Here is a 16,122-nt window from a genome sequence, read left to right as displayed (position 1 = left end):
CCGTAGAGTAACAACTCCTTTGCATCGGTTGGTAAGCGTGATGAAATTTCGCTAATTTGACCTTTACCAAATAAAATTTCTGTTTGATTTTTATAAATAAAGTTTAGCATCGATTTGCCTCCTAAATTTTTGATAGGTAATACTTTAACAAATTTACTTTGCTAACATTTTTAATAGTTTTTCAGCTAACAACGTATCTGAAAATGGGTTTTGCCCCGTAATGAGTTCGCGGTCAACAACCACGTTAGGCTGCCACTCGCTGGCAAATGCCATATTTCCACCAGCGTTTTCCATTGCCATAGCCGGATAGAACTTAAGCTTTTTACCTTCTAAACTGCTTTCAAACACTCGCTCTTCTGGATCAGAAAATATTGTCATTTTATAGCCATCATAAATCCAATTGCTTGCTGACGCCGTCTGCCCAGTTTGGATTGCACTGTAATACGCCTTCGGCTCAGTTTGTGCCGATAATAAGGTAATTGGGCCGTGGCAAATTGCCGCTGTAGGTTTACCGTGTTGATTAAAGTAGCGCAAAATTTCACCGACTTCAGGGTTGTTTGCTAAATCAATCAACGGAGCATGACCACCAGGGATAAACACTGCATCATATTGGCTCAAACCGCCTGCCAAAATCTCACTCAAACTAGCGGTATCATTAATATTGGGTAACGATGCAATAAATTTTTGGATCTCTCTCATTTTCTGCTCATCACCAGCAAAGTAATCTACGCTGATTGATTTTTTATCAACCTGCGGAGCATTCCCCTTTGGCGTTGCTAACACAAGCTCATAGCCCGCATCTGCGAGAGCTTTTGCAGGTACACCAAACTCGTTAAGGTAATAACCTGTCTCAATGCTGTGCCCACCAGCAAGTTCCATGGTTGTCTCGCTTGATAAAATGACTAATACCTCGCCTTCACTTGCCACAGCAAATAATGACATAGTCGAAGCTGCTACGAATGTTAAACACTGCAAAACCTTGTTCATGATTTATCCTCTTATTTGAATGCATCTAGAATAGGCTGTTTGCGCGCTTGTGTGAATTCGGATAAATTAAGGGAAGCAATCAGAAAATTTATGGCTCGCCTATTTTATGTCTTACCTCACACAGCTAAAAACCTTTGTGGAAGTTTATCGCTGCAAAAATATAACAAAAGCAGCAGCTAACCTTGGTTTGTCGCAACCTTCGGTTTCGGCCCATATTCAAGCCATGGAGTCAGTCGTTGGTAAAGCGTTGTTTGAACGCAAAGCTCGCGGAGTTACTCCGACCGCTGCTGCGCACGATTTAGCACTGCAAGTGTCTGGTCACATTGATATTTTAGAGCAAAAAATTATGTCAATCCGCGCCCGCTCAAGTGCCGTATATGGCACTGTAAATATCGCAGGGCCTGCCGAATATATTAGTAGTGTGTCAGGGCCACAAATCGGCAACCTATTACAATCTGGCAATGTAAACCTTGTTCTGCATATTGGTAATAAGGTGAGTATTTTTGATGCCTTGCAATCTGGTGCAGCAGATATCGCTATTGCCGCCTCCGAACCCGATCCTTCACTTTTTGATAGCTTAGTGCTTGATAGAGAAAAGCTTATTTTAGTAATGAACCGCCTTCACGGACGAGAAATTAAAGATAGCACTATCACCGCAGACCTTCTCTCAAGCTACAATGTTGTCGCTTATGATGAAGAGCTGCCTCTAATTAGGCAATACTTTGAGTCTGTGTTCAACGCAAAATGCCACTCAAACGTGATAGCTATTTGCCCTGACATTCGTGCAATTAGCAATATTATTCGCTCAGGTATTGGCTACTCTGTGTTGCCTGATTATCTATGCCGCGATCAGATAAAAGCTGGAGAGCTAGTACAACTGGGCCCTGTTGGCCCAGAAAACATAATTTACTTAGTATGGAACAAAGGCGCGTTAAAGCATCCTCGCATTGCATTTGCCAAAGATGTTATTTCAGCCTTTGCGAATATTAATTACTTTGCAAACTAAGCAAAGCTTGATTTGACTCTAATAGCTTTACTCGCGGGGCAAGGGCATTTAAAGCGATTAAGTGAAGCATTTCAGTAACGGTTGTACACGCATCCGTTAAGACTTCCACGTCGTATTCTTTTGCTTGCTCAGATATCGCCGTATGAGTCACACAATTTTGAGTCATCATACCTGCGATCAAAAGTTTTTTAATACCGTGCTGCTTTAAAATATCATCGAGATTTGTTTGATAAAAACTATCTGCATAGTGTTTTACAACCACAGGGGCTTCTGGTGCTGCTTTTAAAATATCAGGATGAATATTAACCCCTATCGTATCTTGGTTAAAAAAAGGAGCCAAGCCTTGTTGTGATTCAGCAATATGTTGAATATGGATAGGTAAAATGCCACATTCTGTTGCTTGTTTTATTACCTCAACAAGCTGATCTTTTACTTGTTTAGCCTGCCATAGAGGAAATGCGCCACCTGCAAAATAATCATTCTGTAAATCGATAATCAATAAAGCTGTATTTGTCATTGTGAGAACCTTTTGGAGTTGTGTTGTGGCACAGTTTGCTTAATTTTTAACGCAGCAAACAGTGACCCAAATACCATTTATCGATAATATTGGGCCAAAGTATCTGATAAGGTTTTACCTTGAACGTTGCAGTATTAGCATTTCCAAATATCAGCCCATTTCATCTTGCAGTACCATGCATGGTGTTTGGTGAGGCTGCTCGCTCGGCAGGCATCAAAGAATTTAACTTAGCAGTGTGCAGCGAAAGTAAAGCTGTAATGCCTTCAAGCTCGGGGTTTGATATTCAAGCGCGTCATTCAATTTCAAAGTTTGATCAGGCAGATATTATAATTATTCCGTCTTGGCCATTCCCTGAAACAATTCCCTCTAAAGAATTAACAACCAGCTTGCTAACCGCGCATCAGCGTGGCGCTATTATTGTAGGACTTTGCTTAGGAGCTTATGCGTTAGCGCACACTGGGCTTTTAGATAATATTGAAGCAACCACTCATTGGGCCTATAGCAATGACTTCAAAGCACGTTTTCCTAAAGTGAAGCTTAACAATCAAGTGCTTTACCTTGAACATAACCAGCTTTATACATCGGCAGGAACCGCAGCAGCCATTGATTGCTGTTTACACTTAGTACGTCAGTACTTAGGTAGTAAGCACAGCAATGCCATAGCAAGGATAATGGTAACAGCTCCCTATCGAACAGGCGGACAATCACAGTTCGTCGCTTTACCAGTACCAAACAATGTTACAGACGAGCGCTTAGCGTCATTACTTGAACAAATACAAAAAAATCTGTGTGCCACACACACAATAGATGAACTTGCAAAACAAATGCATATGAGCCGACGAACCTTCACCCGCCATTTTCAGTCTCTTACAGGGCAAAGCCTAGGACAATGGCTTTTGAATCAGCGTTTAAACTATGCACAGCAATTACTAGAAGCAACCGATTTATCATTAGAGCACTTGTCAGAAAAATGTGGTTTTGGCTCTGCTGTTACTTTAAGGCATCACTTTCGCAAGCAATTTGGCTTATCACCTAGAGATTGGCGTAATGCATTTCGCCAAGCTTGATAGAAGATAACTTATTTAATTATTAATGATTTTGACTACACTAAAAGGGGATTTAAAAGCGCTCAAATGTATTCAAACGATTACCTACATATGGTAAATAAACTTAGCTCTATAAACATATAAAACCGCGCAAAAATGCGCGGTTTTATACTTATGTGCACCAACACAACCGCTAACAGACACTAATCAAATGTAACAGTTACTTCATTTGAGCATACATCTGCTGATTGACAAACCTGATAAGAGTACGAGCTTTCTGTTGCTCTACGTTCAAAATCTAGGTATTTGCCGGTATTTTCTGTAGTACTGATCAGCTCGCCATTACGATAAATGTTAACGCTATCGGCACTACTTCCTTCCCAACCAAGCTGCACACGCATGTAGCCAAGGCGTGTTTTATTAGCGCGCACTAATTCAAGTTCAATTACATCAGAGCTCACTGACAGTTGTTGGGTTACAGTATCGGTATATCCTTCACTATCGGTCACTGTTAAGGCTACAGAGTAAGTTCCTGATTCTGCATAAGTATAAGTTGGGCTAGCATCAGAGCTTGTTGCGCCATCACCAAAGTCCCACATCCAACTGACAATATCACCATTTACATCAGTACTCGCATCTGAAAACTGAACATTTAAGCCATCTGCAGTAAATGTAAATCCAGCTTGTGGCGGTTGAGGAGAGACTTCTCCAATCCCAGTTAAGTTTAATGACCAAGCATTGAGAGTACCTGTATCAGAGCTGGCATTATCAGACACAAAGAGAGTCCAGTCACCTGTGGCAACTTCACCATTGAAAGCCGCCGAATTATAAGTTTCATTGATGTCATCAGCACTACCACCCGACCTATTATGTAAGGTTACCATCGTACCTGATGGAGATGTTAAGGTAACAATTAAATCGCCAATCCAAGTATGTGTTATATCTACAAAGGTATTTGTATCAAAAACGGTGATGTCATCATTAATGGTAATAGTAGATGTAATACCCTGTGAGTTAGTATCAGGAATAGCCATCGGGGTGTCATTTTGATAGCTAAACTCGGTTAAACCTTGCGGCAATACATATAATCCGACAACTTCTTGTTGCTCCAAGTCACCCGATACAGCGTTTATAGCTACACTGTAATCTCCCCATGTGGTTTGTTCAGTTGTAGGAACGGTTAAAGTAACAGACTCGCCAGGCTGAGCTGTATTTGATGATAACACAGCACCGCTAATAGGGCTGTCTACCGATAATTCAACCACACCTTGCCATTGTGCAATGGAGCCAATACTCAACTCGTAGCTTGCATTCTCACCTGCTACAATTTCTTGATTCCGTGGTGCAACAGACAATCTAAAACTAGGCTCAGGATCTGCATCGAGTAGTGCCTGATGAACATTTAAACGGGTGCCAGCAACTGTCAACCCAGCTAAATTTGCATTAGCATCACCGCTACTCATTAGTAACTGTTTTAATTCTAGCGCAGTTAAATTAGGATTAATTGATAGCACGAGTGCTGCAGCCCCAGCAACATGTGGTGTAGCCATTGAAGTACCAGAATAAGAAGCATAACCGCCCCCAGGTACTGTTGATAAAATTGCACTACCTGGCGCTCCCATATCAACGCTTGTTAAGCCCCACTGCGAGTCCCAGGCCATTTCATCTGTATGTGTTGTATTTGCCACTGCCAAAATTGAATCATGTTCATAACTAGATGGGTAATGAGGGTTTACATCATTGTCGACGCCATCGTTACCTGCCGCTGCGACAAATAAAATATCTGCATTTTCACTGGCTGTAATAGAATCAGCTAAGGCTTGGCTATAGCCACCTCCTCCCCAACTATTATTCGTTACCCTAATATTATGACCGGCATTTTTAAGGGCTACAAAATAGTCAACACACTCAATTGCATCTGACGTAGAACCCGTTCCCGCTGAGCTCAAAAACTTACAACCTGCGATAGATACTTCATGATTTACACCCACAACTCCTTGGGTATTATTACCAGAAGCACCTAACGTACCTGATACATGCGATCCGTGCCCCTGATCATCCATAGGATCACCATTTCCTGTAATCGCATTTATGCCATAAACATCATCAATGTAGCCATTACCATCATTATCGATACCATCCCCAGCTATCTCGCCAGGGTTTACCCACATATTTGCTTGTAAGTCAGGATGATTATAATCTACACCAGTATCAATAACCCCAACGATTATCTCACTTGAACCTGTGGTTATGTCCCATGCTTCAACTGCATCGATATCAGCATCAGCAACTCCCCCTGTTTGCCCAGTGTTATTCATCCCCCAAAGTTCAGCAAAACGAGTGTCATCAGGAATACCTAATACCCGTAACTGATAATCAGGTTCTGCATATTCTACTGCTGGATGCTTAGATAAGGCTTCTAATGCAACTTTTTGGTTTACTTCTGAAAGCTTAAAGTTTGCTAACCGACCACCTAAAATGTGTTTGTAACGGTCATCGATACCATCTGAATTTAAGTCTCTTATTTTTGCTTTAACTAAAGAACGTGCTTGTGCTCGAACTGCTGCAGGCGTTCCTTTTTTAAACACTACCAATATACTATTTTCATCCACACTTTTTGTCGGTTTATTAGGCTGAGTGCTTGCATGTGCACCAACCGTAAGGAGTGGAATAATAGCCAGTGTTAAAGCTGATAATTTTGTTTTCATAGTGCTATTCCATAAACAGACGCTGTGAAAACACAGCGTAGAGTATTTCTTCTCTGAAACACCGATACACAATCTTGTGGCAACAAAACCTTTTTAGTGACTGTTTAAAAAATACGCAAACCTAAACAAAGAGAACTTAAAATTTTCATTCTTTTTTGTGATCTAAAATGAAATTAAATCTAGAGTTTCAACCTTTTTTGTTAGCTTTAACCTGCCGAAACTCATGCCATCTTTCTCATTCTTTTTTTGTACTAGATCCAATTTTCATAAAGGTCCAAAGCAAAAGTAAGCCTAAGCAATTGACTTAAATAGATTAAAAAAATCACAAAAACATTCCATTTATCACTTTGTAAAGTAAACATAAAGTTAATACTCTCGGTTGCGAAATAATCTTCTTTCATTCGCTACAAGCGAAACGACGTTTTGAAGTAGCCATTTTCACAGCCGTTTTTGGGCTTCTCTGTATTCGATATACAAACAAAGGTTCTTTTTTCTATACGAATGATGCCATACGCAATCACGGAAGTTTTGGTGTTTCACCACCAAGTAAATAGCACAAACATTTTGGATTCGCGCACACCTGTTAAGTAGCAAAAATACAAGCCGGCAACCTTGTAAAAACGCTTTGTGTATCGCGGCTAAAAATATTTTATTGATTAAGGAGATTAGCGTGAAACTATCTAAATCGATTTTAACCTGCGCAATAGCAATGGCTTTATCTTCTGCTGCGTATGCTCAAAATACAGATAAACCAAGTTCAACATCTGCGTTGACAAATGTAGAGCGTGTTACGGCACAAGGTAACCTGCTCGTCATTTCTCAAACGTCTATCCAAGGCTTAGGAAATGCAGCAAGTACATTACAACAAGGTAATTCAAATCAAGTTGAGATAATTACCACGGGTGATGGCAATGAGACCGATACCGTTCAAACGGGTAATGGGAATCTTATTCTTGTAACAACTTACGGTGATAACAACCAACAGTCTTATACGCAAGATGGTGAGCAAAATGGATCTCTAACTGAAGTAATAGGTGATAGCAACCAGCTTTCAGTAGTTCAAAATGGTGCAAGTTTTTTTGGTATTACAAATGAAGTAATCAATATCATAAATGGTGATGAAAATGACATTACTGTAACACAAGATGGCGATGGAAATTGGTTTTATAACTACAGCATGCAAGGTAGTGCTAATGAAGTAACTGCTGAGCAGTATGGTATTTGGCATGAAGCAAAACTATATGCCATCTATGGTGATGAAAATACCATAGAAATAGAACAAGACGGTTTTTGGAACCAGCTCACTGTTAACAACATCACTGGCAACATGAATGAACTTACCAGTGAGCAAATTGGCTCTTACAATGAAATTAGTATCACTGAACTCTATGGTGATGAAAATGAAATCAGTATTGAACAAGATGGTGATGAAAACCAAGTAAGCATTGATTCAATCAACGGCAATGAAAACAATATTGAAGTTGAGCAAAGAGGAAATAACAACGAATTCAATTCAGGTGTGTTCACAGGTAATGATAACGAAGTTGATAGTATTCAATATGGTGATGACAACATAGCAACCGCGGAGTTAATTGGTGACGAAAATGACATGTTGTCTGTTCAAAATGGCAATAACAATACCACTTACTTTGGGGTTATCGGCAATAATAACGAATTTATATCACTTCAAGTAGGAAGCGATAATATTGCTCATGCCGTTAACTTTAATGGTTCAAATAATGACATTGAAATGGTGCAAACAGGGGATCTAAATACCGCAATAATTGAGTCATCTTATCCAAATACCAGCATTGCTAGTAATGCGAATGAAATTGTTATATCACAAAATGGCTATGCTAACGAAGCTACCCTTAGCTTGAGCTCTGTTATGGAAAGCTCGAATAACCAAGTTGATTTAGCTCAAAATGGAGAGCTTAACGCAATTGATCTTATGATTGAGGGTCTTGGTAATAGTATTGATATTGCGCAAGAAGGTAACTTTAACTTAGTTGCAGGTATTAGTGAGGGTGCTTTTATTGTTTCAGGAGACGAAAACTCTGTTTCAATCAGCCAAGTAGGTGAAGGTAACCTAGTTGAAGGGTCTATCATGGGAAGTGGTAACGTTATATCAGTTACTCAGATTGGTGACTTCAATTCAGCAACTGTCATTCAACAGTAATAGAGTGTAAGGAGGGGCCCTCCCCTCCTTAGATGCGATTATGAAAAATATCAACTACTTAACTTTAACCATTATTTTGCTTTTTTCAGTATTCCAACGCTGTGATGCTAATGAAGTAGAAATTGACGGTTTAGTGCTTGATCGTAGCATCAGTCGCTTTGGTCATCAGTTTTACTATGGCTTTTCGCAATTGTGGCTAGACCTACCTAACAGCTCTGATAATCATGTTGTAATTAAAGAAACCGTACTTCCTCGCGCCGGAACTCGACTTGAAGTTTTACTTAATAACGAACTAATTTACGTCACTTTTATGGGACGTACAGGCGGCCCTCTAAAAGAAAGAGTAGAAAGCGCAATGTTTGCGGCAATGGATGCAATTGCGCGTGCACGCTTTAAACAAACATCTCCAGATTTAGCACCCAGTGGATGGTAATAACAATGAAAAAAATAATTTTCGCGACCTTATTTTTAACCTCCCCATTAATGCTCGCTACTGAGCTAGTTTACAAGCCCATTAATCCATCGTTTGGCGGCAATCCATTAAACGCAAACATGCTTTTATCTAAGGCTCAGGCTCAAAATAAACACAAAGCATCTATTGATGAGAAAAGCTACGCAGAAAATTTTCAGGATTCTTTAGAGCGAACTTATCTAAACAGAATGGTGCGTGAAATCACTGATATCGCTTTTGGTGATGATGTCGAAGAGAGTATCTTTAACCAAGACTCTACCTTTGTTAGTGGTGACTATGAGATTCAAATAATCACCAGTTCATCTGATGCTATCACGGTGCAAATCACCAACTTAATTGATGGCACTATCACAATTATTGAAGTGCCGAGGTTCGGATAATGATACGCATACTAACATTACTACTCTCTTTAGTATTTTTGAATGCTTGTTCAACATTCAAAGCAACACTGCCTCCGGCACAACAAATTGCTACAGAAATAACACTAACAGACACCTTTGCTGAACTAAAAGCATTGCCAAAACCAAAAGGAGCCATTCCTGTTTCTGTTTATTCATTTCGAGATCAAACAGGTCAGTATAAACCTCAAGAAAATGTAAGCTCCTTCTCAACGGCTGTCACTCAAGGCGCTAACTCTATTCTTATGCAAGCGTTACATGAAACTGACTGGTTTATTCCTGTTGAACGTGAAGGACTACAAAATCTACTCACCGAACGTAAAATTATTCGCGCAGCTATGACCGACAACGAAAATTTAACACCTGAATTACCACCACTAACAACTGCAAAAATAATTTTAGAGGGAGGTATTATCAGTTACGACACAAATATCAAAACAGGTGGCTTAGGCGCTGAGTATTTTGGAATTGGTGCATCAGAAATTTATCGTGAAGATATTATTTCTATTTACATGCGTGCAGTTGATGTGCGAACTGGTCAAGTGCTGCTGTCAGTGGCTACAAGCAAGAAAGTTCTCTCTAAAGAAATGCGAGCAGGTTTTTTCCGCTACATCAGTTACAAGCGCTTGCTTGAGGCTGAAGCAGGATACAGTGATAACGAACCTATGCATATTTGCGTCTCTCAAGCTATTGAAAAAGCATTAACTTTGCTCATAAATAAAGGAATAAACAAGGGTCTTTGGTCACCTCAGATTATTTAGTAACAACTCTTGCTCACCTAGTTACAATGGATGCAGCGGGCATAAAGCGCTGCGCCCAATTTGCCAATTCGATACGATTACGTGACTTCGTTTTGCGAAATGCGCTGTAGATATGTGTTTTAACTGTGTGGCAACTAATATTCAAGGTGTTTGCAATATCCTCATTTTTTGCTCCCTTTGCCAGCAAAGAGATCACTGACTTTTCGCGAGCAGTTAACACATTTAAACTTACCAAATCGGTCTGCGGTGTTTTTACAAAATTGGGCACTTGCTGAACGAGTTCTGATAAAGTTTTAGACATTGTTTTTCGACAAAACCAAAGCTCACCAGACAAAATCCGTCTCACTCCTTTAAAGGTATTTTCAGGCTCATCATTTTTATAAATAATGCCTTTTATATTTGCCAATAATGCTGTTTGTTCGTGTACTTTAGTCGGCATGGCATTGTATAAAGCAACATGATTACTTTTCGCCAAATCGATAATTTCTTCGTTTAACAATTCTGAACAACTGCTATAAGCCGCATCAACTAAAAATAATGCAAAATTAGCACGACTGTCGATAGCAGGTAATCGGCTATCAACCTTAACCTTTGGGGTGACAGTCTCTAACACTTTAAGTAACAACAAAAAATCATCGTTGTATAAATCTGTGTGATATTTAGTAAGTACAAATAAAGATTTACTGATCATTACTTCATCCTTTGAAGTACCCAGAAGAGGGATAAAAATAGTGTACCTATTTTTCTTAATTGAGCAAGAATCTCTGAGAGAAAACAAGATTTTCAATAACATTACATTAACTTTAAAAAGTTTTAATAAGAAAAATAAACTAGTCGCAAATCAAAACTTTTAGCAATGAGTGAGCTTATGTATACTTCCAGCTTCTGAAAAATGACCTTACAAAGGGTTAATAATGAAAAAGCTTTCTAAAGTACAATTAAAACAACAAGCCCTTGTATTAAATGTTGCCGATGCTCTTGAAGAGCAAGGCCGCGCTGAGCTTGAAGGCATGTTGCAATGCTGGTTCGATGTGGAATACCACTTATTTCCAGGCTCATTGCTTTTATGTTTTCAATTTGAAAATCAACAAACTCTTGATGCTGCCACACCAGAATTATTAAAGTGGCAAAAGCGCCTGAGTGGCGCAATGCTGAAAAAGGGCGTGATTTTAAAAGACATGCGCAGGCATTTAGTATTTACCCTAAAAGGACCAGACGATTAAGCAGCAACTGCTGCAATAATCGTAGGCCTAAGCTCTGTTGTAAATAACTGACGTTTAGTTAAAATTTATAATTTAAGCTCAACTTGTAATTTACCGGCTCCCCTGGCTGAGTCCAAATAGCAGAGTACGAATTAGAATAATATTTTTTATCCAGCAAATTATTTACATTAAATTGCAAGCTTAAGTCATTAGTCACATTGTATTTTGCAAACATATTTACCAAAGTGTAAGAAGGTAAGTAATAGGTAGGATCAATGGTTTCTCCAAGCCTCTCGCCAACATATTGTACAGCAAGCCCAACAGTTGCATCTAAATCTATTAAGTCGTTTAGCTCTCTCTTAATTTGAGCATTTGCACTGTGTTTAGGGATATTAAGTAACGGACTGCCTTTTGGCAGCTTTACCCACCAATCTGGGTTGACTGTATCGTTTGCTGTTTTAGCGTCTGTGTAAGTATAAGCAAAATCAAATAATACATTGCTTGTAATGTTGCCATGTAAATCTAGCTCAATGCCATCACTTGTTACTTCACCTAGCGCAGTAGATACACCAGCTTGTAGGTCTGTAGTTAGCATATTGCTCTTTTCGGCACTAAATACTGTAAAACTTCCACTTACACTATCGGTAGTAAACTTAATACCCGCTTCGAAAGATGTTGTTTCTTCAGGCTCAAATGCATCTCCTTTACTATCGTAACCGCTGTTAGGTCTGAAGCCTTCAGAGTAACTTGTGTAGTATTGGAGGCTGTCTGAGTAGACATAAACTAAACCGACACGCGGGCTAAATGTGCTTTGATCACTTTTAGACTGTTGCTGATTAATATGATTATCTATTTGTTGATCAAACCAATCAAAACGACCACCTACTTGCACTTTCCACTGCTCAGTTAGGTCTAGTTGATCTTGAATATACACTCCATAACTATGTTGTACTTCAGTACTGTTGAATAAAAGAGACCCTTCAGGCGCTGCTTTTCCATACACTGGATTATACATGTTAATTGCGTAACGGGTGTCTTCAAGTGTTGGACGATATCGATACCACAGTTTATCAAAATCGAACTTGCTGGCATCTGCTCCAATTAATAAGTGGTGTGTCAAACCTGCAAGCTCAACACTACCGCTAAGTTCTATTCGCGCTGAAAGGTACTCAGTTTGAAAGTCGCGCTGATTATGCTGCCTACTTAATGTTTCGCCATCTTTGAAATAAATTTGTCTACTTGGAGCAAGTTCGGCATCACTCGACTCACTTAAAAATTTTGAGTCACTGTAACTTAAACCATTCAAAAGAGACCACTGTCCAATTTGCTTCTCAAACGTAAGTTGATGAGAAATAGCGTCAACTTCTGTAGGTTTATCACTTGGTTCACCTAAAAAAGTGTCAATTGGTAACGCATCTATTTTTCCCTCAATGGCGACAATACCACGATCGAAGGTTGTACTTTGATCTACATACTCAAGCTCATAATTCAACTTTGATGTATCTGAAATTAACAATAGAATTGAAGGCGTAACGACCGTTTTGCTTGACTCATGATGATCTCGAAAACTTTCACCCTCTTCAACAGCACCATTAACTCTAAAAGCAACATTGTCTGAAACAGCATTGGTGTAGTCAGCCTCTGCTCGGTAATTCTGCCAACTCCCTGCTGTTACTTTTATATAACCCTGCTTTGCAAACTGTGGTTTTTTAGTGATTATATTAATTGTTCCCCCAGGCTCAGAACGACCATAAAGCGCAGAGCCAGGTCCTTTCATCACTTCTACGTATTCGATATTACTTGTATCACGTGTACCACTGAAGCTTCTGCCAGATGAATAGCCGTTAATTAAGAAACCTGATGGAATACTCTCATCGCCAACTAACCCGCGTATTGCAAAGCTTTCCCATAAACCACCAAAATCATTTTGCTCAGCAATACTTGGAGTTAGGTCAAAAATATCGGTCAAAGTGTTCACTGCCGCATCATCGAGGTTTTCAGCAGAAATAAATTCAACACTCTGTGGTTGCTCACTCATAGGAACATCACCACGAAACGCTTGCCTAACACCTGAAACTGATATTTTTTCTATGTTCGGTGATGCTGTTTTGGCATAAACAGCTGGAGTCAAAATTGTGCTAATAGCAATTGAAAGTACAGAACAGTGGAATCGGTTAATTATAGTCATTTTATCTCTTGGGTATAAATACAGCCTAATCGGTTAAGTCTTTAAAGGTGATAAGTAATGGTAACAATTATCATTTATATTATAATAACTAAATGTAACCCAAAGTGCTACCTTAATTAAAGCTGGAATGTCTTTGTACGATTAGTGAGAAAACCTACAGGTTAGAAGAGATACTCTAAGTCGATTAAACAGGTGTTTTAAGAAAAATTACTAACGCATTTTTCTATGCTTTGAATGTGTTAACTTTGATTGTTCAAAATTTGGAGGCAATACATTTTTCTTGTGAGATAAGTTATAGCCCATGGTGATAAACCTAACCAGAAACAAACTTTTATTAATAATCACTAAAAACCAAAGAATGCACCGAGGCACATAGCAACAGATTGTTTACCATAATTAATCTGTACGCTATATGTACTCGGTGATTGAAGAAATTAAAGTGAAATAACTTTTACGATTAAGCGTTACAGCTTACACACTGCCAACGCCCGCGTACTTAACGCCAGATAACAACGCCATATCTTTGTGCCATGTTGCTAGATCATTAGCATTAAACTTAGCTAAAGAGTCATGCCCACATGCCCTAGCCATTACCGACATTAACTCAGTTGAGGCTTCAAAAAAGTTCTTTAATTGATTTGCCGACTTTTCAATATTTAAGCGCTGACGTAAGTCTTGCTTTTGTGTGGCAATCCCTGCTGGGCAGTTATTGGTATTACACATACGCGCAGCAACACAGCCGATTGCTTGCATTGCACTATTTGAAATCGCCACCCCATCAGCACCAAGAGCGAGCGCTTTTACAAAATCAATGGGTAAACGTAAACCACCTGTAATGATCAACGTAACATCACTTGCACCTTGTTCGTCTAAGTACTTTCTTGCTCTGGCAAGTGCAGGAATAGTCGGTACACTAATATGATCCCTAAAGATCTCAGGAGCTGCACCAGTACCACCACCACGACCATCAAGAATGATGTAATCGGCACTCGCATCGAGCGCAAATTGAATATCTTCCTCAATATGATTAGCACTTAATTTAAACCCGATTGGGATACCGCCAGTTACCTCGCGAACTCTATCAGCAAATTTTTTGAAATCAGCCGCTCTGTGTAAGTCTTTAAATGTTGGGGGTGAAATCGCCGAAGTACCCGCTTCAATCCCTCTAACCTCAGAGATTTTGCCAACATTCTTATTGCCGGGTAAATGCCCCCCCGTGCCTGTTTTTGCGCCTTGTCCGCCTTTAAAGTGAAAGGCCTGCACGTTTTTTAATTTGTCTTCGCTATAACCAAAACCTGCACTTGCTAATTCATAAAAATAGCGTGAATTGGCTTGCTGCTCTTCAGGAAGCATACCGCCCTCACCCGAGCAAATACCCGTTCCGGCAAGCTCTGCTCCTTTTGCTAACGATACTTTAGCTTCTTCTGATAAAGCACCAAAACTCATATCTGAAACAAAAAGCGGAATAGCCAGCTTTAATGGCTTTTTCGCTCGCGGACCAATCACAAGTTCGGTATTAACGGCTACATCTTCCATTAACGGTTGCGTTGCCATTTGTGCCACCATTAGTTGTAAATCATCCCACTTAGGTAATTGATATCGCGGCACACCCATCGACACCATAGGGCCATGATGACCAAGCTTTGATAACCCTTCACGTGCTAGTTGATGAATAAGCTCAACGGTGGGCTCCTCTTTGGTTGCAGTAGCTACAGGCGAATCAGAGGCTTGAATTTGTACGCCAGGCCCTTCTTGACCAACTTGGCTTTGATCAAATTGCTTGTGACTACCATCACAAAATGGCGCATTAGCGGTGTGCTTACATTGGCATAAATAGGCATCGCCCGACTCTTCTGCTGTAAATGCTTTGGGTTTGAAATCGGTTCCGGCATGTGAGCCGTCACAAAATGGCTGGTTTTTAGAACGCCCACAGGCACAAAAGTAATACTCTTGCCCCTGCTCTAAGGTGACTTTTTTCGGCGAAACGGCTGCAATTATGGGTTTACTCATTATTATTCCCTCACGGTTGCTACATTACATTGCTATGTTCAAGTTACTGCGATTGAGGTAAGTATTAATTTAAGGCTTACTTGCTTTACAAAGGGTAGTTCAGCTCAGTTAAATAACGAGCTTTTAAGCGCCTTGGAGTTTACTTAGCTATCGATAACCGACTATATAACCGCAACAAGCAGCCAAGATATCAGCCATTTCATATTTTAAGGTAAGAGGTAAATCGGTTTGTAAACCGCTGTGAGGTAATTTTCACATAGAGGATAAGAGGCGCTGCGCTTTAGAGGGATTATTAAAAACAAATTTGGTGGTTTTGTGGATTACTCATTCTCTTCTCTCTGTGCAAAAACAAATTGAACCACAGAGTTCACCGAGGCGCTTCGCGCTACACAGAGATAAACAGGATTTAAAAATAATAGTCACATAGAGGATAAGAGGCGCTGCGCTTTAGAGGAAAAATAAAATACTCTTTTGGTCTATCTCATTCACTTCTCATTCTCTCCTCTTTGTGCAAAAGAATATTGAACCACAGAGATGTATGGACTCCCCTCCCACAGGGGGGTAACGTAATAAGCGACAAAACTTTTACAAAAGGAGTCCATACATGGTGAATCTTAACGTTATTGCGATTGATTTAGCAAAAAATAA

13 protein-coding genes are annotated in these 16,122 nt (G+C 39.7%); 7 read left to right on the top strand and 6 right to left on the bottom strand.

The features are described 5' to 3' along the window. Nucleotides 1–153: 153 nt before the first annotated feature. Nucleotides 154–987, bottom strand: a complete 834-nt coding sequence (locus L1264_RS20070; RefSeq protein WP_235404490.1) for a type 1 glutamine amidotransferase domain-containing protein — start codon at nt 985–987, stop codon at nt 154–156. Nucleotides 988–1,093: 106 nt separating this feature from the next. Here L1264_RS20070 and L1264_RS20065 point away from each other — a divergent pair, with 106 nt between their 5' ends. Further along, on the top strand, nt 1,094–1,993 hold the full coding sequence (locus tag L1264_RS20065) for a LysR family transcriptional regulator (RefSeq protein WP_235404488.1): 900 nt from the start codon (nt 1,094–1,096) through the stop codon (nt 1,991–1,993). Here the strand turns inward: L1264_RS20065 and L1264_RS20060 are convergent. Then, nucleotides 1,974–2,510 (bottom strand): cysteine hydrolase family protein, encoded by a 537-nt coding sequence (locus L1264_RS20060; RefSeq protein WP_235404486.1) that lies wholly within the window; start codon nt 2,508–2,510, stop codon nt 1,974–1,976. The genes L1264_RS20065 and L1264_RS20060 overlap by 20 nt on opposite strands. 119 nt (nt 2,511–2,629) lie before the next feature. Here L1264_RS20060 and L1264_RS20055 point away from each other — a divergent pair, with 119 nt between their 5' ends. Then, nucleotides 2,630–3,577: a GlxA family transcriptional regulator gene (locus tag L1264_RS20055; RefSeq protein ID WP_235404484.1), complete on the top strand. Its 948-nt coding sequence runs from the start codon at nt 2,630–2,632 to the stop codon at nt 3,575–3,577. A 182-nt stretch (nt 3,578–3,759) separates the two neighbouring features. On the opposite strand, the gene L1264_RS20050 is transcribed toward L1264_RS20055, so the two are convergent. Next, nucleotides 3,760–6,264 (bottom strand): S8 family serine peptidase, encoded by a 2,505-nt coding sequence (locus L1264_RS20050; RefSeq protein ID WP_199526776.1) that lies wholly within the window; start codon nt 6,262–6,264, stop codon nt 3,760–3,762. Between the two features lie 670 nt (nt 6,265–6,934). Between L1264_RS20050 and L1264_RS20045 the strand changes: the two genes are divergently transcribed. The 4 genes from L1264_RS20045 to L1264_RS20030 are packed head-to-tail and all read left to right on the top strand — an operon-like array spanning nt 6,935 to nt 10,074. Then, entirely contained in the window at nt 6,935–8,443 is a 1,509-nt protein-coding gene (locus L1264_RS20045) for a curlin (RefSeq protein ID WP_199526775.1), read from the top strand. Nucleotides 8,444–8,483: 40 nt separating this feature from the next. Continuing rightward, on the top strand, nt 8,484–8,876 hold the full coding sequence (locus L1264_RS20040) for a CsgE family curli-type amyloid fiber assembly protein (protein ID WP_199526774.1): 393 nt from the start codon (nt 8,484–8,486) through the stop codon (nt 8,874–8,876). A gap of 5 nt (nt 8,877–8,881) precedes the next feature. Next, the gene (locus L1264_RS20035) at nt 8,882–9,295 is read left to right on the top strand and encodes a curli assembly protein CsgF (RefSeq protein ID WP_235404482.1); all 414 of its coding nucleotides are present in this window, start codon (nt 8,882–8,884) and stop codon (nt 9,293–9,295) included. Then, nucleotides 9,295–10,074, top strand: a complete 780-nt coding sequence (locus tag L1264_RS20030) for a CsgG/HfaB family protein (RefSeq protein ID WP_235404481.1) — start codon at nt 9,295–9,297, stop codon at nt 10,072–10,074. Before L1264_RS20035 ends, L1264_RS20030 begins: the two co-directional genes overlap by 1 nt. A gap of 13 nt (nt 10,075–10,087) precedes the next feature. Here the strand turns inward: L1264_RS20030 and L1264_RS20025 are convergent, their stop codons facing one another. Continuing rightward, nucleotides 10,088–10,765, bottom strand: coding sequence for a response regulator transcription factor (locus L1264_RS20025; protein WP_235404479.1), 678 nt, complete (start codon nt 10,763–10,765; stop codon nt 10,088–10,090). 223 nt (nt 10,766–10,988) lie between these two features. Between L1264_RS20025 and L1264_RS20020 the strand changes: the two genes are divergently transcribed. Continuing rightward, nucleotides 10,989–11,297: a hypothetical protein gene (locus L1264_RS20020; RefSeq protein WP_054560743.1), complete on the top strand. Its 309-nt coding sequence runs from the start codon at nt 10,989–10,991 to the stop codon at nt 11,295–11,297. 58 nt (nt 11,298–11,355) lie between these two features. Here L1264_RS20020 and L1264_RS20015 read toward each other — a convergent pair whose 3' ends face one another. Both L1264_RS20015 and L1264_RS20010 read right to left on the bottom strand, forming a co-directional pair. Next, nucleotides 11,356–13,464 (bottom strand): TonB-dependent siderophore receptor, encoded by a 2,109-nt coding sequence (locus L1264_RS20015; RefSeq protein ID WP_235404477.1) that lies wholly within the window; start codon nt 13,462–13,464, stop codon nt 11,356–11,358. Between the two features lie 471 nt (nt 13,465–13,935). Continuing rightward, nucleotides 13,936–15,474, bottom strand: a complete 1,539-nt coding sequence (locus L1264_RS20010) for a glutamate synthase-related protein (protein ID WP_235404476.1) — start codon at nt 15,472–15,474, stop codon at nt 13,936–13,938. Nucleotides 15,475–16,122 lie beyond the last annotated feature (648 nt).

Source organism: Pseudoalteromonas sp. APAL1 (assembly GCF_021532475.1).
GTDB classification, from domain to species: domain Bacteria; phylum Pseudomonadota; class Gammaproteobacteria; order Enterobacterales; family Alteromonadaceae; genus Pseudoalteromonas; species Pseudoalteromonas lipolytica_C.
Note: the sequence above shows the minus strand (reverse complement) of the source record. Positions and strands in the feature narration are given on the sequence as shown.

Excerpts from the sequence above, each read along its gene's own strand:
- L1264_RS20065 (WP_235404488.1), top strand. The coding sequence starts at position 1,094 with ATGTCTTACCTCACACAGCTAAAAACCTTTGTGGAAGTTTATCGCTGC.
- L1264_RS20010 (WP_235404476.1), bottom strand. The coding sequence starts at position 15,474 with ATGAGTAAACCCATAATTGCAGCCGTTTCGCCGAAAAAAGTCACCTTA.
- L1264_RS20040 (WP_199526774.1), top strand. The coding sequence starts at position 8,484 with ATGAAAAATATCAACTACTTAACTTTAACCATTATTTTGCTTTTTTCA.
- L1264_RS20035 (WP_235404482.1), top strand. The coding sequence starts at position 8,882 with ATGAAAAAAATAATTTTCGCGACCTTATTTTTAACCTCCCCATTAATG.
- L1264_RS20070 (WP_235404490.1), bottom strand. The coding sequence starts at position 987 with ATGAACAAGGTTTTGCAGTGTTTAACATTCGTAGCAGCTTCGACTATG.
- L1264_RS20030 (WP_235404481.1), top strand. The coding sequence starts at position 9,295 with ATGATACGCATACTAACATTACTACTCTCTTTAGTATTTTTGAATGCT.
- L1264_RS20025 (WP_235404479.1), bottom strand. The coding sequence starts at position 10,765 with ATGATCAGTAAATCTTTATTTGTACTTACTAAATATCACACAGATTTA.
- L1264_RS20060 (WP_235404486.1), bottom strand. The coding sequence starts at position 2,510 with ATGACAAATACAGCTTTATTGATTATCGATTTACAGAATGATTATTTT.
- L1264_RS20020 (WP_054560743.1), top strand. The coding sequence starts at position 10,989 with ATGAAAAAGCTTTCTAAAGTACAATTAAAACAACAAGCCCTTGTATTA.
- L1264_RS20050 (WP_199526776.1), bottom strand. The coding sequence starts at position 6,264 with ATGAAAACAAAATTATCAGCTTTAACACTGGCTATTATTCCACTCCTT.
- L1264_RS20015 (WP_235404477.1), bottom strand. The coding sequence starts at position 13,464 with ATGACTATAATTAACCGATTCCACTGTTCTGTACTTTCAATTGCTATT.